This is a genomic window from Kribbella orskensis (genome assembly GCF_004342085.1).
Taxonomy (GTDB): domain Bacteria; phylum Actinomycetota; class Actinomycetes; order Propionibacteriales; family Kribbellaceae; genus Kribbella; species Kribbella orskensis.
The window spans coordinates 822,613-844,675 of sequence record NZ_SLWM01000001.1 but is presented as its reverse complement, the minus strand read 5'-3'; the positions used below and the strand labels follow the sequence as shown (position 1 = coordinate 844,675).

The 22,063-nt window shown below is 69.7% G+C and carries 21 protein-coding genes; 8 read left to right on the top strand and 13 right to left on the bottom strand.

The window, feature by feature from the left end; all coding sequences use genetic code 11:
- Positions 1 to 11: 11 nt before the first annotated feature.
- From EV644_RS04115 to EV644_RS04100, 3 genes are all read right to left on the bottom strand, one after another.
- A complete protein-coding gene (locus EV644_RS04115) occupies positions 12 to 1,184 on the bottom strand; it encodes a D-alanyl-D-alanine carboxypeptidase family protein (protein WP_132186882.1) in 1,173 nt (390 codons plus the stop codon).
- A 188-nt stretch (positions 1,185 to 1,372) separates the two neighbouring features.
- Entirely contained in the window at positions 1,373 to 2,329 is a 957-nt protein-coding gene (locus EV644_RS04105; protein ID WP_132186883.1) for a DUF4034 domain-containing protein, read from the bottom strand.
- Positions 2,330 to 2,381: 52 nt separating this feature from the next.
- Positions 2,382 to 4,043 (bottom strand): peptidase M16 family protein, encoded by a 1,662-nt coding sequence (locus EV644_RS04100; RefSeq protein WP_132186884.1) that lies wholly within the window; start codon positions 4,041 to 4,043, stop codon positions 2,382 to 2,384.
- A 232-nt stretch (positions 4,044 to 4,275) separates the two neighbouring features.
- Here EV644_RS04100 and EV644_RS04095 point away from each other — a divergent pair, with 232 nt between their 5' ends.
- The 4 genes from EV644_RS04095 to EV644_RS04080 all read left to right on the top strand — a co-directional run bounded on the left by EV644_RS04095 (position 4,276) and on the right by EV644_RS04080 (position 9,111).
- Positions 4,276 to 5,001, top strand: coding sequence for a gamma-glutamyl-gamma-aminobutyrate hydrolase family protein (locus EV644_RS04095; protein WP_132186885.1), 726 nt, complete (start codon positions 4,276 to 4,278; stop codon positions 4,999 to 5,001).
- A gap of 113 nt (positions 5,002 to 5,114) precedes the next feature.
- Entirely contained in the window at positions 5,115 to 5,849 is a 735-nt protein-coding gene (locus tag EV644_RS04090) for a FadR/GntR family transcriptional regulator (protein WP_241997756.1), read from the top strand.
- A 191-nt stretch (positions 5,850 to 6,040) separates the two neighbouring features.
- Entirely contained in the window at positions 6,041 to 8,797 is a 2,757-nt protein-coding gene (locus EV644_RS04085) for an AAA family ATPase (protein ID WP_132186886.1), read from the top strand.
- Between the two features lie 59 nt (positions 8,798 to 8,856).
- Positions 8,857 to 9,111 (top strand): SCO4848 family membrane protein, encoded by a 255-nt coding sequence (locus EV644_RS04080; protein ID WP_132186887.1) that lies wholly within the window; start codon positions 8,857 to 8,859, stop codon positions 9,109 to 9,111.
- On the opposite strand, the gene EV644_RS04075 is transcribed toward EV644_RS04080, so the two are convergent.
- Positions 9,101 to 9,892 (bottom strand): AraC family transcriptional regulator, encoded by a 792-nt coding sequence (locus EV644_RS04075; protein ID WP_199239623.1) that lies wholly within the window; start codon positions 9,890 to 9,892, stop codon positions 9,101 to 9,103. The genes EV644_RS04080 and EV644_RS04075 overlap by 11 nt on opposite strands.
- Positions 9,893 to 9,955: 63 nt before the next feature.
- Between EV644_RS04075 and EV644_RS04070 the strand changes: the two genes are divergently transcribed.
- A complete protein-coding gene (locus EV644_RS04070; RefSeq protein ID WP_132186888.1) occupies positions 9,956 to 10,789 on the top strand; it encodes a M55 family metallopeptidase in 834 nt (277 codons plus the stop codon).
- Between the two features lie 56 nt (positions 10,790 to 10,845).
- Here EV644_RS04070 and EV644_RS04065 read toward each other — a convergent pair whose 3' ends face one another.
- Positions 10,846 to 11,142: a hypothetical protein gene (locus tag EV644_RS04065; protein WP_132186889.1), complete on the bottom strand. Its 297-nt coding sequence runs from the start codon at positions 11,140 to 11,142 to the stop codon at positions 10,846 to 10,848.
- 77 nt (positions 11,143 to 11,219) lie between these two features.
- On the opposite strand from EV644_RS04065, the gene EV644_RS04060 reads away from it, so the two are divergent.
- Positions 11,220 to 11,654 (top strand): DUF2000 domain-containing protein, encoded by a 435-nt coding sequence (locus EV644_RS04060; RefSeq protein WP_132186890.1) that lies wholly within the window; start codon positions 11,220 to 11,222, stop codon positions 11,652 to 11,654.
- Positions 11,655 to 11,728: 74 nt separating this feature from the next.
- On the opposite strand, the gene EV644_RS04055 is transcribed toward EV644_RS04060, so the two are convergent.
- The 4 genes from EV644_RS04055 to sdhC are packed head-to-tail and all read right to left on the bottom strand — an operon-like array spanning position 11,729 to position 15,041.
- Complete coding sequence (locus EV644_RS04055) at positions 11,729 to 12,433, bottom strand: succinate dehydrogenase iron-sulfur subunit (RefSeq protein ID WP_132186891.1); 705 nt, start codon at positions 12,431 to 12,433, stop codon at positions 11,729 to 11,731.
- Positions 12,433 to 14,175: a succinate dehydrogenase flavoprotein subunit gene (gene sdhA, locus EV644_RS04050; RefSeq protein ID WP_132186892.1), complete on the bottom strand. Its 1,743-nt coding sequence runs from the start codon at positions 14,173 to 14,175 to the stop codon at positions 12,433 to 12,435. Before sdhA ends, EV644_RS04055 begins: the two co-directional genes overlap by 1 nt.
- A 13-nt stretch (positions 14,176 to 14,188) precedes the next feature.
- The gene (locus EV644_RS04045) at positions 14,189 to 14,650 is read right to left on the bottom strand and encodes a succinate dehydrogenase hydrophobic membrane anchor subunit (protein WP_132186893.1); all 462 of its coding nucleotides are present in this window, start codon (positions 14,648 to 14,650) and stop codon (positions 14,189 to 14,191) included.
- A gap of 1 nt (position 14,651) precedes the next feature.
- The gene (gene sdhC / locus EV644_RS04040) at positions 14,652 to 15,041 is read right to left on the bottom strand and encodes a succinate dehydrogenase, cytochrome b556 subunit (RefSeq protein ID WP_132186894.1); all 390 of its coding nucleotides are present in this window, start codon (positions 15,039 to 15,041) and stop codon (positions 14,652 to 14,654) included.
- A 278-nt stretch (positions 15,042 to 15,319) separates the two neighbouring features.
- Here sdhC and EV644_RS04035 point away from each other — a divergent pair, with 278 nt between their 5' ends.
- A complete protein-coding gene (locus tag EV644_RS04035; protein WP_132186895.1) occupies positions 15,320 to 16,141 on the top strand; it encodes an MBL fold metallo-hydrolase in 822 nt (273 codons plus the stop codon).
- Here EV644_RS04035 and EV644_RS04030 read toward each other — a convergent pair.
- The 3 genes from EV644_RS04030 to EV644_RS04015 form a co-directional block, all read right to left on the bottom strand.
- Complete coding sequence (locus tag EV644_RS04030; protein ID WP_241997760.1) at positions 16,138 to 17,238, bottom strand: glycosyltransferase; 1,101 nt, start codon at positions 17,236 to 17,238, stop codon at positions 16,138 to 16,140. The two genes, EV644_RS04035 and EV644_RS04030, sit on opposite strands and share 4 nt — an antisense overlap.
- The gene (locus tag EV644_RS04025; protein ID WP_199239621.1) at positions 17,238 to 18,362 is read right to left on the bottom strand and encodes a glycosyltransferase family 4 protein; all 1,125 of its coding nucleotides are present in this window, start codon (positions 18,360 to 18,362) and stop codon (positions 17,238 to 17,240) included. Before EV644_RS04025 ends, EV644_RS04030 begins: the two co-directional genes overlap by 1 nt.
- Positions 18,363 to 18,730: 368 nt before the next feature.
- Positions 18,731 to 20,104 carry a hypothetical protein gene (locus EV644_RS04015; RefSeq protein WP_132186896.1) on the bottom strand — a complete coding sequence of 458 codons (1,374 nt, stop codon included), beginning with the start codon at positions 20,102 to 20,104 and terminating at the stop codon, positions 18,731 to 18,733.
- A gap of 213 nt (positions 20,105 to 20,317) precedes the next feature.
- On the opposite strand from EV644_RS04015, the gene EV644_RS04010 reads away from it, so the two are divergent.
- Positions 20,318 to 21,085, top strand: a complete 768-nt coding sequence (locus EV644_RS04010) for a DUF4253 domain-containing protein (protein ID WP_132186897.1) — start codon at positions 20,318 to 20,320, stop codon at positions 21,083 to 21,085.
- Positions 21,086 to 21,087: 2 nt separating this feature from the next.
- On the opposite strand, the gene EV644_RS04005 is transcribed toward EV644_RS04010, so the two are convergent.
- Positions 21,088 to 22,050, bottom strand: a complete 963-nt coding sequence (locus tag EV644_RS04005) for a hypothetical protein (RefSeq protein ID WP_132186898.1) — start codon at positions 22,048 to 22,050, stop codon at positions 21,088 to 21,090.
- Positions 22,051 to 22,063: the final 13 nt, after the last annotated feature.

Sequence of the window (22,063 nt, the reverse complement as noted above, 5' to 3'; positions counted from 1 at the left end):
GGAGCAGGGGATCAGTGGCGGCGGCCTCGGGCGGCTGCTCGGGCTGCCTTGGCTCGGAGCTTGAGTGCTCGCGGGCGACGCAGGAACAGGCTGAGCAGGAGCACCGGCGGCGCCGCGTAGGCCCAATCCGGGACCCGGAGAGCAATGGCCTGTACTGCGACGCCTGACGCGAGTACGGCGCGACTGCGCCTCGGCGGAGCCACGGGTGCCTTCTTGGAGACGTTCGGCCCGCTCCCTTCGGCTGTCTTTGGCGCGGCGACCACCGGCTTCACCAACGTCCCGACCGGCGTCAGGGCGTCGTACGACCTGAACGCCCAGTTGAGCAGTTGGGTGGCGTCCTCGGTGATGCCGTGCGGAGCGTTCATCAGGGTGACCACCAGCGTGTGGCCGTCGCGACGGGCGGCGCCGATGAAGGTGTTGCGGGCCAGCGTCGTGTACCCGGTCTTCACCCCGAGCGCGCCGTCGTAGTTGAACAGCAGCTTGTTCTGGTTGGCGACCTGGTACGTGCCCTGCTTGGCGAGCGGGAAGTTGGTGTACTTCGTCGCGGCGTACTTCGCGAAGTCGGGCCGGCCGAGTCCCGCCTTGGCGAACAGGGCCAGGTCGTACGCGCTGGAGTACTGGCCGTCCGCGTCCAGCCCGGTCGGGTCGGTCACGTGGGTGTCGAGCGCGCCGATCTCCGCGGCCTTCTTGTTCATCCGCTGGATGGTCGCCGGTACGCCGCCCTCGTCGTGCGCGGCGAGCGCGTGCACGGCATCGTTCCCAGACGCCAGGAACATGCCCTGGAAGAGCAGGTCCACGCTGTAGCGCAGGCCCGGGTAGACCCCGACCTTGCTGCCCTCGATGCCGGCGTCCTGGTCGGTGCCGATGACCCTGTCGGCCTTGTTGAGCCTCGGCAGCAGGACCAGAGCGGTGAGCGTCTTGAGCGTGCTGGCGGGCCGGAGCTTGGCGTGCGGAGCCTTGGCGGCCAGGATCGAGCCGGTTGATATATCAGCCACCACGTACGCCGACGCCTGCACCGCCGGCGGCGTCGCTCCGTCAGCGACAACCGTCGGCCCCGTGGTCAGCTGTGCGCCGCCGACCGGGCCCTGGGGGCCCGAGCCGGCGGCGGTCGCCGCAAGCGGACCAGCCGCCACGAGTGCCATGCAGGCACCCGCAGTAGCGCAGGCCGTCAGGAGGACACGCATCGGCGGCACTCTAGACGCCTGCCGGTCTAGAAGTCACGCGCGGTATGCGGTCCAGGCGTTGCTGATGCGGGTGCTCTGGCCGGGGGTGAACTGGTTGTAGCAGGAGTCGTAGGAGTAGTCCATGTAGTTGTGGATCGGGTCCAAGCCGGGCAGTGCGCCGAAGCCGGCCCCGGCCGGCGGTCGAATGGCTACCGGACAGCAGCGGAGGCGAAGGCGTTGGCACGGGCGGTAGTGAACGACGTCCGCTCGTCGCCGCCCAGATACCCCCAGGGGTGCTTCGTGACGTTGTCCCCGAGCCGCTCGAACACGGCAGCCGCAGCCGGGAGGTCGCCGCTCTGGCTGAATGCGAGCGCGAAGGTGTTGAGGTACTCCGGCCAGCCCGGCCGGAACTCCGCGGCCGGATGCCAGATGGACAGACCGGCGGCGGTCCGCAGATCTGCCCGGACGTCCGCGCGAGCCATGTAGTGCTCGGCCGCCGCTCCTTCGAGATCGATCATCTGTTCCAGGTGGGCCAGCACGACCAGGGCGTGCAGCATGCTGCCGTCGGACCCGCGCGCCACCGCGTCCCGGGCGAAGTGGTGCATCCACTCGTGGCTGCCGGACCACTTCTTGCACAGTGTCTGCATCCACTCGCCGTGGGCTTTCAGGTTGGTGGGGTGCCGCTCGATCGCCTGGCGGAAGCGGAACTCGCCGTCCTCCAGCGGAAGCTGCAGTCCACGGGCCGTCCGCACCAGGAAGGCCCAAGCCGTGACCTCGTCCGGGGTACGCGCGATCACGTCGTCAAGGCAGGTCTCAGCGATCCGGAGCCGTTCGAAGAAGAGCCTGAACTGCTCGTCGCGCGTGTACTGCGCCCCGTAGCCGCCGCGGGCCCGCCACGCCCAGGCCACGGCGTGACAACCGCGGACCAGTTGAGCCAGTGGATCGTCGGCCGCCAGGTGCCCGATCCAGTTCTGTACTCCGGGAGCGGATCCGCAGACCTCGAGGAAGAACGCCCTGTCGTCCGGGTGCTCGGCACGGACCAGGATGTCCCGGGCCATCGGCCAGTCCCGCTCCGTCAGCGCTTCGCACAGCATGCGGGCTGTCGGATCGCCCATGAAGGGGTCGATCTCCGGCATCGGCTCGGTCGGGCGGCGTCGCAGCCTCATCGGGGCGTACCTCCGGGGTCGAGGCGAGCTGTGCATGCGACGGTCCGGGCGGTCATTGGCTGCTCCTGCGGTGGCGGGTATAGGCGATGGCGCCAAGGATGGCGCCGCCGACGAGGGTCCTGCCCAGCAGTTCGGTGAGACCCATCCCTTCCGTCAGGGCCAGAGCGACGGCACAGACGCCCGCGATGGCCAGCAGCGCCACGGGGTCGTTCAGCCAGAACCTCAGCCGCTGCTTGAGCGTCACCGAGATGTGCGGGATCAGATCGGGCGTCCGCTCGGGGAGTGGCACGTGGAGTGAGCGAGGCACTGCCGAGTCGACCAGCGCCACAGCGTCGTGACCCTGCCGCCACAGCGTCGGCTCGATGGTCACCTGGTAGCCATCCCGGCGGATCAGCTGCCGGCCTCCGTCCGGATAGGCGATCATGGCTGCCACCTCGTCGTACGCCGCCGCCGCCTCGCCGCCCGTGGTCTGCAGGTGAGCCGCTGTCCGGCCGATGACCAGCGCGCCCGTCGTCACCGGGCTGCCGACGGGCCGGAACCGGCGTCCGCTCGCCACCTGCTTCGATGCCGGCGGGGCGTTCAGCCAGGTCAGCTGGGGATCACCGGAGCCGACGGGATCGACGGACACCAGCAGGTCGTTCCAGAGGCTCCGCGCGGCCTGCTGGACAGCTGCGACGGTGACTGCATCCGTTTCGGCGGCCAGCTCTTCGGTGCCCGTCGTGGCCCGGCGGCCGAGCAGCACGTCGCGTGCGGCCATGAACGGCAGCCAGTTCGCGGCCGGCTCGGTCGTGAAGCGCCGAATCTGCCGGTCGAGATCGTCGCGCAGCTCCGCCGGTTCCGGCCCTCTGTCGCGCAGCCGGCGCACCACAGCGGTGGTCTCAGCCACCACGGTCGGCAGAGCCTCGGGGATGACGTCCATGCCGGTGGTCAGCATCGCGTGGTCGGCGTCGACCAGCTCGTACGAGGACCAGGCGCTGTAACCGACACCCGAGTCGTGCCGCAGACCGCGCTGCAGGGCTCGCTCCAGCGCTCGCAGCAGGGCGGCCGCGGCGTACGACCGGGACACCGTCCCCGACAGCGCCACCGCGTTCGGGCGGCCGGCGAAGCCCGCAGGGATCGGCTGGTCACACGGCCGGGCCGGAAGGGGGAGGTCGTGCGAGCCGGGACGCAACGGCAGCTCGAGCCCGGCCGGTGGCGGCCCCGAGAGTGCGAGCACGGCGTTGCCTTGGGCGTAGGACCACGCGGCGAGCGCTCGCAGCCGGTCGGCATCGGCCGTGTACAGCCCTAGTTCGTCGTACCCCGCCAGTCCGGGTCCCCGGGCGCCGTACCGCCAGAGCAGGTGGGACCCAACCGCGCCACCACCTCGCGTCGCGCTCTCGGCGCGAAGTACCCGGCGCTCGTGCTCGAGCTCCGAGAGGTCCGGTGTGGTGAGCCAGCGGCAGACCTCGCGCAGGAATGCCACCACTTCGTCGGGCTCGCCCTCGACGTCGAAGCTCGAGTGGAGCAGGCTGACGTGACCGTTGACAGGGGCCCGGATCGAGTCCCGCCCGTGCAGTGCCAGGTGTTCGAGCAGGTGCAGCCAGCCGCGCGTCGGCAGCGACTCGTCCACCATGCCCGCCCGGAACCACAGACTGGCCCGAAGCGTTCCCTGCCCCGGCACCCAGAAGACCGGGACACCGTCCACCTCGGTCGTTCGCAGCTTGTCGCTGCCCATGCCTGGATCCCCCCAGCTCTCGACGAATGCCGGACCATCTTGCCGGAAGTCGAGGGTCTGGGCCGTTCTTTTTCCACAGTTGCAGCTTTTGACAGTGCGGCCAGGGGTTTCATCCGAGTTCCGACTCGGCCTCTTGGATGGTTCCGCCCACTCGCGGCCTCACATTGACATCAGGGCAGGCGCTTGCGTCAATGGACTGACCGCAGACCAATAGAACTCCGGGAGCGCAGCCATGGTTTCGAACGCCTCTGACCGACGGCCGCGGATCGGCATCACCACGTACCTCGAGCCGACGATCTGGGGAGTCTGGGAGCGGGACGCCTCGCTGCTTCCACGCGTCTACCTCGACTCCGTGGTCGCGGCCGGCGGCGTGCCCTTGCTGCTGCCGCCGGTCGGTACCGACCCTTCGGTGCTGGAGATCCTCGACGGCCTGGTGATCGCCGGTGGCTGCGACGTCGACCCCGGCTCGTACGACGCCGCGCCGCACCCGGAGACCGTCGACACCCGGCCCGGGCGGGACGAGCACGAGGCGATCCTGATCCGGGCGGCGCTCGACCATGGCCTGCCGCTGCTGGCGATCTGCCGCGGACTCCAGATGCTCAACGTCACACTCGGCGGGACCCTGCAGCAGCACCTGCCGGACGCGGTGGCGCACGACGAGCACCGGCCGTCGCCCGCGGTGTTCGGCCGGACGGAGGTGAAGATCGAGCCGGATTCCCTGACCAGCAAGCTCTTCGGCGAGCGAACCACCGTGCACTGCTACCACCACCAGGCCGTCGACGTCGTCGCCCCGGACCTGCGGGTGACGGCCCGAGCAGGCGATGGAACGATCGAAGCCGCGGAAGTGGCGGGCCACGACTTCGCCCTCGGTGTGCAGTGGCATCCCGAGGAGAACCCCGACGACCTCAGGCTCTTCACCGCCCTGGTGGCTGCCGCGAGAAGGAGAACAACCCGGTGACGCGCAACGTGATCAACCCCGCCTACGTGTCGCCACTCTGATGCCGGTCCGGCCCCCTCTGGCGCGCGGAGGGACCTAACCTGAGAGACGACCACGGGGGAGAAGGTGAGTAGGTGAGCGAGCAGGACGGCGGCATCCGGGCGGGCGAGGCGTTGTTCCGCCCGGTCCGGACCGGCAACCCCTTCGAGGAGACCGTCGAACGCTTGCTCCAGGCAATCAAGCTCGGGGTTGTCGGGCCGGGCGACCGGCTGCCGTCCGAGCGCGACCTGGCCGCCCGCCTGAACGTCTCCCGGGTCACCCTCCGGGAGGCGATCCGCGCGCTCACCGAGGCCGGGTACGTCGAGTCCCGCCGCGGGCGGTACGGCGGGACCTTCGTCAACGAGCGGCTGCCCAAGCCGCGGCGGGTCGGCCCCAAGCGACTGGCCCGTGAACTGGGCGGCGGCCTCGAGGACGCGCTGGTGCTCCGCTCGGCGCTCGAGGAGGGGGCCGCCGAGGCCGCGGCATCCCGCAAGCTGAGCGCCGACGACCGTGAGCACCTGTGCCGCTGCCTGGCCGACACGGACGCCGCCAAGCTCGCCGACTACCGCCGGATGGACTCCCGGCTGCACCTCGCCGTCGCTGAGGTGAGCGGTTCGCCGTCGCTCGCCTTCGCCGTCGCCGACGTCCGGATGCGCCTGAACGCGCTGCTCGACGCGATCCCGCTGCTCGAGCGCAACATCGTGCACTCCGACAAGCAGCACCGGGCGGTGGTCGAGGCGATCCTGGCCGGCGACCCGGCCGCGGCGCGCCGGGCGATGGGCCAGCATCTGGCCGGCACCGCCGCCCTCCTCCGAGCCTTTCTCACCTGAGCAGATGGGTGGCGCGGACGGGGAATCAGCGTGCCTGCGGGCGACACGCCGGAATTCGGCGCACGATGACCGGGGTGAACAGATGGGTAACGGAAGGGTGGCGGACAGCTGTCCATATGTGACACTCGCCGTGTCCGGTGGCGTTCGGCTGTGATATCAGCGAGGGTAAACCTTCGGGGAGCAGGTGATCGATGACTGACGACGAGCTGGTCGGGCGCGCCGGACTGGTCGAGCGTGCCAAGAAGCAGCTCGAGACCAGTGGCAGCGTGCTGCTTTACGGCCCGACCGGGATCGGGAAGTCCGCCGCCGGCCGGGCGCTGGTCGCCGAGCGCACCAGGGCCGGATGCCGGGTCCTGAGCGCCGCGCCGTCGCAGAGCGAGGCCGGCCTGCCGTATGTCACGCTCCTCGATCTCCTGTCCAACCAGCTCGAGCTCGCCTGGCAGGTGCTGCCCGACCACCTCCGTCAGCCGCTCGAGGTCGCTCTGCTCAAGGCCAGCGCCCCGGACACCGTGCGGGACGAGCTGGCCGTCCGCCTCGCCGTGCTCCACGTACTGCGGCGCCTGGCGGCGTCTGGGCCGGTGCTGCTCGTGGTGGACGACATCCAGTGGGTCGACCCGTCCAGTCTGGAAGTCCTGACCTTCTGCGCGCGCCGGTTGACCGAGGGCGTCCACATGCTCGCCACGGAACAGGTGGCGGACGGGGACCTGCCGGTGATGGCCGAGGCGTGCCCCGAGCCGGTGCTGCAGCTGGAAGTCCCGCCGCTGGCCGAGCCCGACGTACTGGCTCTGCTGCGCAACAGGTTGTCCAGCCCGCTCCAGGTGCGTACTGCGCGGCGGATCTTCACCGCCAGCGCCGGGAACCCGTTCATGGCGCTGGAGCTGGGCCGGGCCGTGCTGCGCCACCCGCAGGGAGTCTCGCCGAACGACCCGCTGCCGGTCTCGAGTCGGCTGAAGACGCTGCTCGGCGACCGGATGGCAGACCTCAGCCCAGCCGCGTACGAGTTGCTCCTGCATGCTGCGACCTCGCCGCGGCCGACCACCACCCAGCTCGCGCAATCGCTCGACCGCTCCGTCGACGCCGAGCTGGCGGAGGCCGAAGGGCTCGGGCTGATCGACGTCTCCTCCGAGCGGCTGCGGTTCTCCCACCCGCTGCTCCGGGAGTTCGTGTACGCCGAGGCGACGTCCGCGGCTCGGCGGCAGGCTCACGCCCAGCTGGCCGCGGTGGTCGACGAGCCGGTGGAGAACGCGACGCACAGGGCTCTGGCGACCCAGGAGGCGGACGCAGACCTCGCCACTGCCATCGAGGAGGCAGCGGTGGTCGCGGGCGGCCGTGGCGCGCTCGGTGCAGCCGCGACCCTGTGGCGGCTCGCGGCTGAGCGCACGCCGACCGAAGACCGGGACGACCGGGCCCGCAGGCTGACCAGCGCCGCAGACGCAGCCGCTGCGGCCGGGCATCTCGTCGAGTCCGCCGAGATGGCGCGCCTCGCAGTACAGGCTGCTACTCGTCCGGACACCAAGGTGTCCGCGTTGCTGCTCCTGGTGGACGCCGCGTGGCCCGAGCGGGAGCACCGGATCGAGTTGCTCGCCGAAGCCTTCGATGCGGCCGCCGGCGACGACCGGCTCGAGGCGCGCGTCCGGATCATGCGCAGCCACAGCGCGTACTTCGACCGCAGCCTCGACGCGGCTCAGGAGGACGCCCGGGTGGCCGAGGGGCTCGCCCGCAAGTCCGGTGACACCGAGGCCATCGTGGACGCGTTGAGCGCGGCCAGCTCGGTCCAGATCGCCCGGGGCGGCGAGCAGACCTCGGACGCCCTGCTGGAGCAGGCGGCCGAGCTCGCGGGTGGGTTGCCGCTCACCAAGACGGTGGTCAACGCCCGGCAGATGGCGGCGATGCGCGAGTTGTTCCGGGGCCGGACCGACGAGGCGATCGCCTCGATCAGCTCGCTGGTCGAGGAGGTCCGGGCCGGCGGCGCGATCCGCTGGCTGGCGTCCGTGCTGATCTCGGCGACCGCGATCTACGAGCGCAGCGGCCACGGAGCGGAGGCCCTGGCCGCGGGCCACGAGTGCTACCAGCTGATGCAGGACCTGGGCGACGAGCCCGAGGTCGGCATGGTGATCGCCAGCCGAGCGGAGTGGGCCGGCGGCACGGCGTCGATGGCGCGCGAGCTCGCCGAGGCGGCGCTGGAAGGCGTCAAGCTGATCGGCAACGACGAGTGGACCGGCCCGGCGCTGGCCGCGGTCGGTCTGGTCGGGGTGCTGACTGGTGACCCGCAGCGGGCCGTCGAGGCGTTCGACGCGATCGCCGAGTCGGTCGAGGCCGCGATGCCGTACGACCCGGCCGTGATCCCCTGGCACGCCGACTACGCGGAGGCGCTGGTCGCCGCCGGGCGGCTGGACGACGCCGCGGCGCTGATCGCGGAGATCCGTGAGCGCGCGGAGACCCTCGACCGCGGTGTGATCCGGGTCGGCCTGGCTCGCTCCGAAGCGCTGCTGATCGCGAAGCAGGGAGATCCGGCCGCAGCGCTGGAGCTCCTGGAGAAGACCATCAACAGCGCGGGCGACCGGGTCTACCCGCTCGACATCGCGCGGTGCGAGCTGACCCGGGGCCGGGTGGCGCGGCAGGCCCGTCGCCGGTCGGTGGCGCGGACCGCGTTCCTGGACGCGATCGAGCAGTTCGAGGCGTTCGGAGCACCCGCCTGGCGCGAGGTGGCCGAGACCGAGCTCGCGCGACTCGACGTACCGAGCCGGAGCCGGCAGCCGTCCGAGCTGACCGACAACGAGCTGCAGATCGTCGCGATGGTCCGCGACGGCTCGACCAACCGCGAGATCGCCGCTGCCCTGTACCTGAGCGTCAAGGCGGTCGAGTCGCAGCTCACCCGGCTGTACCGGCGCTTCGGCGTGGCCAACCGCACCCAGCTCCTGCGCACCGTCGACCGCGGCGGGTCTTGACACTGACCAGGCATGGGGCCGAAGCCGCCGCGCTACGCCGTCCGGGGGACAATGGCGTGGTGAAGCTCGAGCGAAAGCACGCCCTGGTCCTGATCGGGATCGCCGTCTGGAACGTCGTCACCTACGTGACCTTCATCAAGAACCTGGCCGGTACGTCAGGACGCCCCACCGGGTACTACGTCGCGCACACGGTGCTGATCGTCGTGAACCTGCTGATCGCCGCCCTGCTCGGTACCTGGGGAGTCCGCGCCTACAAGGCGGCCCAGGCCGATCGGTCCGGCCAAGGTGATCGATCCGTTGAGGTCAAGGCCTGACGAAGCGGCTCGGGCTGACCCCGAGCATCTTGCGGAAGTGCCGGTTCAGGTGCGACTGGTCGTAGAAACCGGCCAGCCCTGCGACTTCCGCCGGTGGCCGCCCCGCCAGCAGGTACCGCCTGGCCAGGTCCACCCGCCGGCCGGTCAGGTAGCGGTGCGGCGGCATCCCGTACTCCCGGCTGAACGCGCGGACCAGATGCGCCGGGTGCGCGTGGACGAGCTTCGACGCCTCGTCGAGGGTGATCCCGGTCGGCAGATGCCCGTCGAGCACCTCGCGCAACCTGGCCGCCACGCCCGCGTCCCGGCGTACAGGTGGATCGGTGACCTGGCGGCGCAGGTGCTGGCTGAGGCGCTCCTCGATCAGCGTCAGGCGGCTCTGCGCCTCGAACTCCTCCCGCCCGTCGACCAGTACGCCGTGCAACTGGTGGATGCGGTGGCGGAGGACCGGATCCACGAACTCGGGCTGATCCACCGCGGCGCCGATCAGGCCGTCGCCCAGCCGGTCGGGCTCGAGGTAGAGGACGCGCTTGCGGAATCCCTCGGGACGGACCGAGCGGCCGTCGTGCGGCACGTTCGGCGGTAGCAGGGACACCTGCGCCTGGGACAGGCCGTGCTCGCGGTGATCCAGGTCGTACTGCACCACGCCCTCGTCCACGATCAGCACGGTCCACGCGTCGTGGGTGTGCGTCGGGTAGGCGTGGGACGGGAAGTACGCGTGCAGGACCTCGACGACCCCGCTCAGTGCGGGCCGCCAGGCGCTGAGCTGCGCGGTGCCGTCCACCTGATGGACGGTACCCGGTCTCCGACAGAATGAGGGTCCGGGTCCTGGACGGAAGGTGGAGTGTTGAAGGTCTACATCAGCGCGGACATGGAGGGCATCACCGGATTGGTCGACGCGGAGGACGTCCAGCCAGGGGGCCGCGACTACGAGCGCGGCCGGCTGATGATGACCGAGGACGTGAACGCGGCGATCCGCGGCGCCTACGCGGCCGGTGCGGAGTCCGTGCTGGTGAACGACGCGCACGGCCCGATGCGGAACATCCTGCCCGACGCGCTCGACCATCGCGCCCTGCTGATCAAGGGCCGGCCGAAGCCGATGGGCATGATCGAGGGCCTAACCCGCGAGTACGACGCCGCCCTGTGCGTCGGTTTCCACGCGCGTGCCGGCGTGCTCGGGGTGCTCAGCCACAGCTTCATGGGCCACGAGATCGAGGACATCTGGCTGGACGACCGCCTGACCGGCGAGATCGGCCTCTTCCAGGCCACCGCCACCGCGCTGGGTGTCCCGGTCGCACTCCTCACCGGCGACGACGCCGCCTGCGACGAGGCGGTGGCCTGGGATCCCTTCATCGCCACGGTGCCGGTCAAGCACGCGAAGGACCGCTTCGCCGCCCAGTTGGTCCCCGGCTTCGAGGCCCGCGCCGCCATCGAATCCACCACCGAAGACGCCCTGGCCGCCGTCGCGCCACTCGCTGCCGCCGACCCTGCCGAGGACCACCACCTCGCCGTCCGCTGGCAGTCCGCCTCGGTCCCGGCCCACCTGATCGCCATCCCGGGCGTCACCAAACGCGACGACCGCACCGTAGAGCTCACCGGCCCGATGCCGACCCTCTACCGCATCTTCAACCTCTACCTGCGCGTAGCCACCGCGGTCACCACCAACCCGCCGTACTGCTGAGCTTGCGTCAACGCCTCAAGCCGATGCTGGCAAGCATCTGGCCACGTCGGCCCTGTTCAGCGGGTGCGGATCAGGTGGAGGGCGGTGGGGAGTTCGAGGCCGAGGTTCAGGCGATTCCAGGCGCGGGGAAAAGCGTCGCGGGGGTTGGTGGTCGGCGCGCGGAGGGCGAAGGCGAGGGCGGTGATGATCGCCTGGCCGATGGCGAACAGGACGATGCCGATGGTCATCTGGGTGCCTTCGGCTCCGGTGGCCTGGCTGTAGATGATCACCACGACCCCGACGAGCCAGCTCAGGAAAGCCAGTACGTAGGCCGCGGCGAGGAGGCGGGGCTTCGGCAGTTTCGTCCAGTCCATGGGCGACAGTATGGGGCCTGGCGGGTGGTTTAGAACGTACAAGACCCGGGGCTTGGTTCGGGGGCAGATTTGGGGTTGTGGACAGCGAGAATGACGGGCCGGTCAGGTTCGAAACGAAGATCGCGGTGCTGCTGCGGGACGACCTGGCGGGGTGGCAGCGGTTGAATGTGACGGCGTTCCTGGTGAGTGGGATCGCGGGGACGCGGCCGGAGGTGGTGGGTGAGCCGTACGAGGATGCCGACGGGACGCGGTACCTGCCGATGTTCCGGCAGCCGGTGCTGGTGTTCGAGGGGTCGAAGGAGTTCATGGCGGTCGCCCACCAGCGGGCCTTGAGCCGGGAGCTCGAGCACTCCGTGTTCACCCACGATCTGTTTGCCACCGGCAACGACCGCGACAACCGCGCCGCCGTGCGAGCCGTCGCCCGCGACGAGCTCGACCTGGTCGGCATCGCCCTGTACGGCCCGAAGAACGCCGTCGACAAGACCCTCAAGGGCGCCCGCATGCACCCCTGACCGCGGCACAAACCGTAACGTCCGAAGAACTGAGGGTCAGAGCCCTCGGTTCTTCGGACGCAAAGCGGGTTGGATCAGACGCGCCGGAAGATCAAGGCCCGCTTGACCTCCTGGATGGCCTTGGTGACCTCGATGCCGCGCGGGCAGGCCTCGGTGCAGTTGAAGGTGGTCCGGCAGCGCCAGACGCCCTCCTTGTCGTTCAGGATCTCCAGCCGCTGCTCGGTGCCCTCGTCGCGGCTGTCGAAGATGAACCGGTGCGCGCCGACGATCGCCTGCGGGCCGAAGTACTGGCCGTCGGACCAGAAGACCGGGCAGGAGGTCGTGCAGGCGGCGCACAGGATGCACTTGGTGGTGTCGTCGAAGCGGTCCCGGTCGGCCTGCGACTGGATCCGCTCCCGGGTCGGCTCGTGCCCGCTGGTGACCAGGAACGGCATCACCGAGCGGTACGCGTCGAAGAACGGCTCCATGTCGACGACCAGGTCCTTGAGCACCGCCAGGCCCTTGATCGGCTCGACGGTGATCTCCTTCTCCGGGTTCAGGTCCTTGATCAGCGTCTTGCAGGCCAGCCGGTTCCGCCCGTTGATCCGCATCGCGTCCGAGCCGCAGACGCCGTGCGCACAGGATCGGCGGAACGTCAGCGTGCCGTCCTGCTCCCACTTGATCTTGTGCAGCGCGTCCAGGACCCGGTCGGTCGGCTGCAGGGTGACCGAGTAGGTCTTCCACTCGGCCTCGTCGACGACCTCGGGGTTGTACCGAAGGATCTTGACCTTGACGTCCATCAGTACTTCCGCTCCATCGGCTTGTAGCGAGTCTGGACGACCGGCTTGTAGTCCAGCCGGATATTCACGTTGCCCTCAGCATCGATCGACCGGTAGGCCATCGTGTGCCGCATGAAGTTCACGTCGTCGCGCTTGTCGTAGTCCTCGCGGAAGTGCCCGCCGCGGGACTCCTTGCGCGCCAGCGCCGAGACGACCAGCACCTCGGCCAGGTCGATCAGGAAGCCCAGCTCGACCGCCTCGAGCAGGTCGGTGTTGAACCGCTTGCCCTTGTCCTGCACGGCCACGTTCGCGAAGCGCAGCTTCAGCGCCTCGATGTCGGTCAGCGCCTGCTTGAGCGAGCCCTCGGTCCGGTAGACCTGCGCGTTCAGGTCCATCGTGGCCTGCAGGTCGGAGCGGATCGCCGCCACCCGCTCGTCGCCGGTCGCGTTCCGCATCCCCTCGATCAGGTCGACCACGAAGGTCTCCGGCTGCTCGGGCAACTCCTCGAAGGGGGCGGTCTCGGCGTACTCCGCGGCCGCGATCCCGGCGCGGCGGCCGAACACGTTGATGTCGAGCAGCGAGTTCGTGCCCAGCCGGTTCGCGCCGTGCACGGAGACGCAGGCGACCTCGCCCGCGGCGTACAGGCCGGGGATGACGTCCTCGTTGTTCGCCAGCGCCTCGCCCTTGATGTTGGTCGGGATGCCGCCCATCGCGTAGTGCGCGGTCGGGAACACCGGGATCTGCTCGGTGTACGGCTCCACGCCCAGGTAGGTGCGGGCGAACTCGGTGATGTCCGGGAGCTTCGCGTCGATGTGGGCCGGCTCCAGGTGGGTCAGGTCGAGCATCACGTACGCGCCGTCCGGGCCGCAGCCACGGCCTTCGCGTACTTCGTTCGCCATCGCCCGGGCCACCATGTCGCGCGGTGCGAGGTCCTTCACGGTCGGCGCATACCGCTCCATGAAGCGCTCGTTGTCCTTGTTGCGCAGGATCCCGCCCTCGCCGCGAGCGGCCTCGGACAGCAGTACGCCGAGCCCGGCCAGACCGGTCGGGTGGAACTGGAAGAACTCCATGTCCTCCAGCGGCAGGCCCTTGCGCCAGACGATGCCCATCCCGTCGCCGGTCAGGGTGTGCGCGTTCGAGGTGGTCCGGAAGACCTTGCCGAAGCCGCCGGAGGCGAACACGATCGACTTGGCCGAGAAGATGTGCAGCTCGCCGGTGGCCAGCTCGTAGGCGACCACACCGGTCGCGCGACCGCCGACCATCAGCAGGTCGAGCACGTAGAACTCGTTGAAGAACTCGACGTTCTGCTTGATGCACTGCTGGTAGAGCGTCTGCAGGATCATGTGTCCGGTCCGGTCCGCCGCGAAGCAGGACCGCCGGACGACGGCCTCACCGTGGTTGCGGGTGTGGCCGCCGAAGAAGCGCTGGTCGATCTTGCCCTCGGCCGTCCGGTTGAACGGCAGGCCCATCTTCTCCAGGTCGAGCACCGCGTCGACGGCCTCGCGGCACATCACCTCGGCCGCGTCCTGGTCGACCAGGAAGTCGCCACCCTTGACCGTGTCGAAGGTGTGCCACTCCCAGTTGTCCTCCTCGACGTTGGCCAGCGCGGCGCACATGCCGCCCTGGGCCGCGCCGGTGTGGGACCGGGTCGGGTAGAGCTTGGTGAGCACCGCGGTCCGGGTCCGCTTGCTGGACTCCAGGGCCGCGCGCATACCCGCTCCACCCGCGCCGACGATCACGACGTCGTACTGATGCCGCTGCATCTGAAAACTGTCCTTACTTGCAGACCGACAGCGTGGAGCTGGGGTCGAGGCAGGGGTCGAAGGTGAAGATGACCAGGGTGCCGAGCACGACGATCACGATCGTGGCGGTGATCAACAGGCTCTTCAGCCAGAACCTGGTCTGGTCCTTCTCGGCGTAGTCGTTGATGATCGTGCGCAGGCCGTTGGTGCCGTGCAGCATCGCCAGCCACAGCATCAGCAGGTCCCAGACCTGCCAGAGCGGGTTGGCCCACTTGCCGGCCACGAAGCCGAAGTCGAGCGCGGTGATGCCGCCGCCGAGCATCAGGTTCACGAACAGGTGGCCGAGCACCAGCACCACCAGGGCGAGCCCGGACAGCCGCATGAACAGCCAGCTGTACAGCTCGAAGTTGGTCTGGCCGGACCGGTTCCGGCCGCCGCCCTTGAGCGAGCGGGCCCGGCTGGACGACCGGGGCTGGGCGATCTCGGGAGTCGTCATCTCAGCCTCCGAACACGTGGGTCAGATGCCGGATCACGAACGGCACGAACAGGACCACCCAGACGACGCCGACGCCGATCATCAGCTTGCGCTGGTTGCGCGGGCCCTTGGCCCAGAAGTCCACCAGGATCAGCCGGATGCCGTTGAAGGCGTGGAACAGGATCGCCCCGACCAGCCCGACCTCCATCAGTCCGACGATCGGGTTCTTGTAGGTGCCGATGACCTCGTTGTAGGCCTCCGGTGAGACCCGCACCAGGGCGGTGTCCAGCACGTGCACCAGGAGGAAGAAGAAGATCCCGACGCCGGTGATCCGGTGCGCTACCCAGGACCACATGCCCTCGTGGCCGCGGTAGAGGGTCCCTGGGATGAGTTTCAGCGGCTTGCTGGGCAAACCGATCCTCCGATCGGACGACAGACCTCAGCCGGTGAGCGCGGCGACTCCGGGGCGTCAGGTCAGCAAAGGGGCCGCGATCGGCTCGGCCCGGAAGGGAACCAGGCCGTTCTTGATGCTATCGCCGCTCCGCGCCCGTTCTGGCCCGCTCCCGTGTGACATCGCTCTCTGCAAGGGTCGCGAGCCGTCGAAGTGGCCTGCCGGCCCGGTGCTCGATTGGACCATGGCGGACGCCCCTCTCGCGGCCTAGCGTGAGCCAGGACACGATTGGGGAGGCGATGACAGTGAGTTTCTGGATCTGCGAGACCTGCGCGGTCGAGCACTCGGAGCAGGTCGACGTGTGTGCCATCTGCGCCGACGAGCGGCAGTGGGTACCCGCCGACGGCCAGCACTGGACCACGCTGGAGGAACTGTCCACCGCGGGGTACAAGGTGAAGCTCAAGGAGGTCGAGCCCGGCCTGCACGGCGTGACCTCCGAGCCCGGCGCGGGCATCGGGCAGCAGTCGATGATCGTCCGCACGCCCGAGGGGAACCTGCTCTGGGACCCGATCGGCTTCCTGGACGACGACGCCGTCGCCCGGGTCCGCGAGCTGGGCGACGTGGCCGCCGTCATCGCGAGCCACCCGCACATGTACGGCGTCCAGGTCGAGTGGAGCCACCGGCTGGGTGATGTCCCGGTCTACGTCTCCGAGGCCGACAAGGAGTGGGTGGCCCGGCAGGACCCGGTGATCCGGACCTGGTCGGGAACGCTCGACCTGCTGCCCGGCATCACCCTGATCCAGCCGGGCGGGCACTTCCCGGGCAGCGCGGTGGTGCACTGGGCGGACGGGGCCGAGGGCAAGGGAGTGATCCTGGCCGGCGACACAATCTTCGCGAACCCGGACCGCACCTCGGTGAGCTTCATGCGCAGCTACCCGAACCGGATCCCGCTGTCCGGCGCGGTCGTCGACCGGGTGGCCAAATCGCTGGACGTGTTCTCCTACGACCGGCTCTACGGCAACTTCGGCGCCTCGATCCCGACCGACGCCCGCGCCGTCGTCCGCCGCTCGGCCGACCGTCACGCGGCCTGGGCCCGCGGCGACTACGACCACCTGACCTAAGCAGCTAGCCGTCCCAGTGCCAGACGGGTGTGCAGCTTGAGCATGTGCCGCACACAGGACTCCCAGTCGTAGAGCTCAGCCCTTCGCCGGGCTGCAGCTCTACGACCTGGCACGGTGGCCAGTTCCAGTACTGCGTCCGCCAGCGCCGCGGGGGCCGGCCTCCCCCAGCGCCCGCAGGTCGCGTCCACGAGTTCGCGAGCACCACCCGTGTCGGCCGTGACCACCGGCGTTCCGGCGGCCAGCGCCTCCAGTACCGCGAGGCCGAACGTCTCACCCGGGCAGACCGACAAGGCGATGTCCGCCTCCGCCAGGTGACGAGCCAGGGTGACCCGGCCATCGACGTACCCGTGGAAGACGACGGGGGCCCGGCCGGCGATCGCGATGAGTTCGTCGAGGTGTGGTCCCGAGCCGTAGACGTCCATCCGCAGCGGGACACCGCGCCGGTGGAGCTCGGCGGCAGTGGCGACGGCCAGGTGCGGGCTCTTCTCGCGGGACAGCCTGCCCGCGTGGACGAGCTTGAGGATGCCGTCGTCGGCCGGCGTCGCCCGGGACGGGTGGAACGTGTCCAGGTCGACGCCCAGCGGGATCCGGACCAGCGGCGTGGTGACCTCGTCGAACTCGGCCGCCGCGTAGCGGGAGGTGACCACCACAGCGTCGTACGTGCGGCTCAGGAGGCGATAGAGGGCTCCGACGCCGGCGGCTACACCCAGCTGGCGGCCAGTGCGGAGGGACAGCATCGCGTCGAGTCGCTCGTGGCTGAAGAGGACCGAGCCGATCTCGTTCTTCCGCGCCCACCTTGCCACCGGCAACAAAGTGGACTTGTCCGAGATCTCCACCGTGGTGGGCCGGAAGCGTTCCAGTGCGTCGATCACCCGCCACGGATCCGTGATCAGGCGATAGCCGCCGCCGACCTTGGGGGCCTTCATCCGGACCACCGTGCCGGCCTCGGTCTCGGTGACGCTGTCGCGTTCCCCGGGAGTGATGAGGATCCGTTCCGCGCCGGCCTCGCAGTACCCCTGGCCGAGGTGTTCGATCGCGGTCCGCATGCCGCCCGAGGTCGGGCCGACGAAGTTGGCCAGCTGCGCGATCCGGAGCATCAGGCGGCCTGTCGGAGGGCCGCGACCTCGAGCAGGACCTCGGCGTAATGCCGGTCGACCAGGTCGTCGACCACCGCCGGCCAGGTCCTCGTCTGCACCCTGCGCTGTCCGGCCTTCGCGATCGCCTGGCGTTCGGCCGGATTTCCCAGCAGACGCTCGACCGCCTGACGCAGCGAACCCGGTTGGCCCGGTTCGAAGAGCAGGCCGGTGTCGCCGGGGCGGATCAGGTCGAGCGGTCCACCGGCGGCCGGTCCCACCGTGGCGACGCCGGAGGCCTGGGCCTCCTGGATGGTCTGGCAGAACGTCTCGTGCTCGCCGGTGTGCACGAAGACGTCCAGCCCGGCGAAGATCGACGCCAGGTCCGTGCCCCGGCGCATCCCCAGGAAGGTGGCCTTGGGCAAGGAGTTCTCCAGGGACACGCGGTCCGGGCCGTCGCCGACGACCACCACGTGGCAGTCGAGCTCGCTCAGCTCGGCGAGCCGCCGTACCTTCTTCTCCGCCGCGAGCCGGCCGACGTATCCGACGATCGGCTTGCCGTCGGGGGAGATCTCGCGGCGCCACTGCTCTTCGCGGTTGGCCGGATCGAAGAGGTCGAGGTTCACGCCCCGGCCCCAGTGGTGCACTCGCGGGACACCTGCCTGGATCAGCTGGGCCATCGAGGCCGAAGACGGTGCGAGCGTGCGATCCGCCCGCGAGTGGACCCGGCGTACCCAGCGCTGTACGCCGCGGTCCGCCTTGGCGAACCAGGGGTACTGCCGGGCGAAGCCGGCCAGATCCGTCTGGAACACGGCGACCGTGGGCAGCCCGAGCCGTCGCGCGCTGCGCAGGCCGTAGGCCCCGAGGATGAAGGGAGACGCCAGGTGAGCGAGGTCTGGCTTGAAGTCGGCCATCGCCCGTTCGATCGCGGGGTCGGGCAGTCCGACCGGGAACTCTTTGTAGCCAGGGATCCCGAAGCTGCGGGCCCGGAGCACCCGGACGCCGTGGTAGCTGTCCGGACCGGGGCCGGCGGCAATGATCAGCAACTGGTGCCCGCGGGCCAGCAGCCGGTCGGCGACGTGGCGAACCGTGTTCGCGACGCCATTGATCTGCGGCAGGAAGGACTCGGCGACCATCACTATGCGCACACTCCGGAGGTTCCCCACCTCGCATGAACCCTCGGCGACTGTCTCGTGACACGTCGTCGAGGCCCGGTAGACGCGTCTGCGGCCGTTTGATGACCAGGGAGTAACCAGTAACCACCCACCGGCAAACCACCCCTGAACGCCAGGCTTCGTGCTGACTCTAAATCGGGCTGATGAGTTGGACTGCGGGGAAGTAGCCGCGGTAGCGGTCGGTGTCGCGGGTGAGTAGACGGTGGCCGGAGATCGCGGCGTGCGCACCGATGTAGAAATCGGCGAGGGGAGAGCGACGGGCGCCGCCGCGCCGTCGACAGCTCACGTAGGCGGCCCCGGACGTGCGGCGGTATGGAGCCCGACCTGCAGGTGAGTTCGCGTCATCGGGTGAGGCTGGTGGTGGGGGAGGCGGAGGGGTACCAGTTTTCGAAGTCTGTGTAGCGGGCGGTCAAGGTGGTGGTTCCTCGGGGGAGAGCGTAGGTGGTGGTGAAGGTGCCGGTCGCGGTGAGTTCGGGGTTGCCGATGAGGCGTTCGGTGGCGCCGTCGGTGCTGGCGTAGACGCGGAGGAACTGCTGGTTGGTGGAGCCGCCCGGGCGGGACATCGGTGAGGTCCAGGTGACCGTGACGTACGCGGTGCTCTTGTTCTTGCCGGAGCCGGTGCGGGCGCTGATGTCGATGTCTGTGGTGGGGGCCTTCGGCGGGTGGGACGGGCCGAAGGAGTGGAGCAGCTGGGTGTTCTGGTAGACGTCGTCGTAGGTGACGGCCCAGGCGCGGGTGCCGGTGGAGTTCACCAGCAGGGTGCCCTGCCAGAGCACGTCGCCGCGGCGGAAGTCGACGGCATACGTCGGGGTGGTGCTGCCCTTGGCGTAGAAGAGCACGTCAGCGTCGTTGGAGCCGGTGTTGGAGCGGGCGACGGCGACAGTGGAGCTGTCGCCCGACCAGGCGGCATCACCCGGATAGACGCCGCTGGGGTAGACGGTGGCGTCGGACAGGTCGGGCAGCCGGTACGAGTGGTGCTCGTACGGGCTGCCAACCGTCTCGACGACCTCGGTGCCGTCGGGGCTGAGCGTGTAGTCGATCAGGTTGCTGCCGGTGTTGTCGCGCTTGCTGACGATCGTCGGGGTGGCACCGGAGACGTCGATGACGTACGTACTGACGGGTGAGTAGCCGGTGTCACCGGCGACGATGAGGCCGCGGCCGCCAGGGCTGGCGTCGATCACCGGGTGGTAGTTCGGTCCACCTGTGTAGACGACGGGTGCCGTGTTCGGCGTCGACCAGACCAGCAGGCCGCCCGACCCGATGCCGCAGTCGACGTACGCCCCGACGATCTTGTCGCCGGCCGGTTCGGCGCTGTAGACGCAGGCGCCGGCCGGAGCGTCGTACCTTGCCGACGGCACCAGAGTGTCGGCGTCCACCGCAGTGACATGGTCGAAGTCCTGCGTCACCAGCAGGGTGCCGCGGTCGTCGCTCAGCACGACGTCGGAGGCGCCGGTCACTGCCGGGACCTTGGTCTTCAGTACGCCGTCGAGGTCCGTGACCACCAGCGGCAGATCGCTTCCCGCACCCTGCGCCAGGTACAGCCGTCCACGATCCTCGTCGAGCTCGATCGCCCGGAAGTCCTGCACCGGCAGCTGGGTCCCGACGCTCTTCAGCAGCTCCGGCTCGTCCGCGGAGCTGGACCCGGCCAGCACCACCCCGGTCGAGACCATGGTGATGAGGGCCAAGCCCCCAAGGGCGATTCCACGCAGGCGCATCGATACTCCGCTTTCAGGTGTCCCGGCCGAGTCCGGCCGTGAAGCTGTACAAGGTACGAAGGTCATTCCCCCGAAACACGATCACATTAGAAGGAATCTCACCAGCGAGCAAAAGACGGAAGGCTCCGCGGTTCGGCTCGCTGATGAGGATGCTCTGTCGAGGAACCAGCGGCCCGCAGCTGACCACCCGACGACGAATGGGAGGATTCTGCTGTGCCCGCCGACCTGACCGCCTCCCTTTCCGACGATCTGCCGCCTGGCCGTCTGGTCGGTGACGCCGGCGGACCGCCGCTGTTCTGGCTGAGCGAGGGCCCGCCCGATGCCGAGCTGTACCAGCGGTTGCTCGCGGCGCACCTCCGGACCGGACTGTGGCCGGTGATCACCGACGCGCAGGCCTGGACCGACGGGCTCTTCGTCGAGCCGGTGGCGGACATCGACGACATGGATCCGCTGACAGTGATGCGGGACATCTGGACCGGGCTGGTGACCCCGGTCGAGGGCGAGGCGGAGTTCTTCGGCGACGACCCCTTCGACGACTTCAAGCCTTTCGGTCAGGAGTTCCCAGGCCTGGCCGCGGCCGGCGAGCCGATGGCGGAACCTGGCGAGGTCGCCGTGTGGTTCGCCGGTGAGCTCGGCCTTGGCCCGGACTCTCGCCTACTGCTCGCACCGGCCGCCCGGAGCGCGGACCTGCCGGCCGTGGTCGGGTGGAGCGGCCCGATGAACCACTCGAACGAGTTGGCTCCGCTGCTCGCGATCCTCCGGAGCTGGGAGGGGCGCTTCGGAGTACGGCTGGTGCGGGTCGGCTTCGACACCATGGACCTCAGCGTGGCGGCGCCTCCGGTGACACCTGAGCACGCGGTACAGGTCGCAGCCGAGCACGTCGTCTTCTGCCCGGACAACGTGGAGCAAGGACCAGGCAACCTGCTCGAGTACGCCGAGACGATCCAGGGCCGCAACACCTGGTCCTTCTGGTGGGACTGACCTCACTCAGGTACTTGCCAGACCTCTTCGTTCCTCACGGTCAGTTCCGGCTTGCCGCGAAGCACTCGCAGCTCGACTCGCCAGCCGGCCACGTAGGCGAGATGCGACCGCCCGTCGAGGTGTTCGGCCAGCCAGCGGCGCAGGGGCTCGGTCGCATCACCACGCAGGTGACCGAAGACCTTGGCGTGCAGGTCACCGAAAGCCTGCTGGGTCGGCCCGCCGACGACCAAGTACGTGATTCCGGTGTCCGGGCCCATCATCTGCACCCTCAGGCCCGGCTTGCCCTGGCAGCTCTGGTTGTCGCCAGTGCAGCTGAACCCATCGGCACGTAGGCCGTCGGCCAGATCGGCCTCGGGAGTGTCGAGCCGGAGCACCGGCACCTTGATCGGGGTGCTGCCGGCCTTGGACGCGCTGAGGCTGCCGCGCGGGCCGATCCCGACGATCTCGAAGTCGCCCCAGGAGAAGGACAACGCTCCTCCCACCGAGGTTCGGAAAGTGGTGGTCAGCTCGGCCTGGTCCGCGGGAAAGACGACTCGAGCGACGATGCCGACGAGGTCCCTCAGGGCCGGGCCGGTTTCCATCCGCTTGGGCCCCTCCACCTTGACGTTCAAGCCGATCACAGTGCCGTCCGGCTGATGCTGGAAGACGACCTCGAAAACGAACTGGTCCGCTGCCCGGAAGGTGAAGCAGCCGGCCTGCCCGCCATCCGCGCCGGTGAAGCGCGCGCTGCATTCCATCCCCCGTCCGCTCAACGCGTCGGCCAGCGCCCGCGACTGACCGACGAGCTCACCACCAGCGGTCACGCCGTCCGCGAGGACCACGTCGCTGCTGGTCGGCTCGGTCGTAGCCGACGCGTCGTCGCGCAGTACTGCGAAAGCCGCGACGACGGCGATCACCAGCAGGACGACGGCTCCGGCCACGAAGGGCCACCAGGTACGGCGAGGAGCGGGCTGGGGCAGGGACATGCGGGGTCCTTCC

What these genes read in the sequence shown, in the direction of transcription:
- EV644_RS04105 (WP_132186883.1), bottom strand. Translation starts at nt 2,329, where the DNA reads ATGAGGCTGCGACGCCGCCCGACCGAGCCGATGCCGGAGATCGACCCC.
- EV644_RS04015 (WP_132186896.1), bottom strand. Translation starts at nt 20,104, where the DNA reads ATGCGCCTGCGTGGAATCGCCCTTGGGGGCTTGGCCCTCATCACCATG.
- EV644_RS04085 (WP_132186886.1), top strand. Translation starts at nt 6,041, where the DNA reads ATGACTGACGACGAGCTGGTCGGGCGCGCCGGACTGGTCGAGCGTGCC.
- EV644_RS04115 (WP_132186882.1), bottom strand. Translation starts at nt 1,184, where the DNA reads ATGCGTGTCCTCCTGACGGCCTGCGCTACTGCGGGTGCCTGCATGGCA.
- EV644_RS04030 (WP_241997760.1), bottom strand. Translation starts at nt 17,238, where the DNA reads ATGCTCCGGATCGCGCAGCTGGCCAACTTCGTCGGCCCGACCTCGGGC.
- EV644_RS04100 (WP_132186884.1), bottom strand. Translation starts at nt 4,043, where the DNA reads ATGGGCAGCGACAAGCTGCGAACGACCGAGGTGGACGGTGTCCCGGTC.
- EV644_RS04045 (WP_132186893.1), bottom strand. Translation starts at nt 14,650, where the DNA reads ATGACGACTCCCGAGATCGCCCAGCCCCGGTCGTCCAGCCGGGCCCGC.
- EV644_RS04095 (WP_132186885.1), top strand. Translation starts at nt 4,276, where the DNA reads ATGGTTTCGAACGCCTCTGACCGACGGCCGCGGATCGGCATCACCACG.
- EV644_RS04035 (WP_132186895.1), top strand. Translation starts at nt 15,320, where the DNA reads ATGACAGTGAGTTTCTGGATCTGCGAGACCTGCGCGGTCGAGCACTCG.
- sdhA (WP_132186892.1), bottom strand. Translation starts at nt 14,175, where the DNA reads ATGCAGCGGCATCAGTACGACGTCGTGATCGTCGGCGCGGGTGGAGCG.
- EV644_RS04065 (WP_132186889.1), bottom strand. Translation starts at nt 11,142, where the DNA reads ATGGACTGGACGAAACTGCCGAAGCCCCGCCTCCTCGCCGCGGCCTAC.
- EV644_RS04055 (WP_132186891.1), bottom strand. Translation starts at nt 12,433, where the DNA reads ATGGACGTCAAGGTCAAGATCCTTCGGTACAACCCCGAGGTCGTCGAC.
- EV644_RS04005 (WP_132186898.1), bottom strand. Translation starts at nt 22,050, where the DNA reads ATGTCCCTGCCCCAGCCCGCTCCTCGCCGTACCTGGTGGCCCTTCGTG.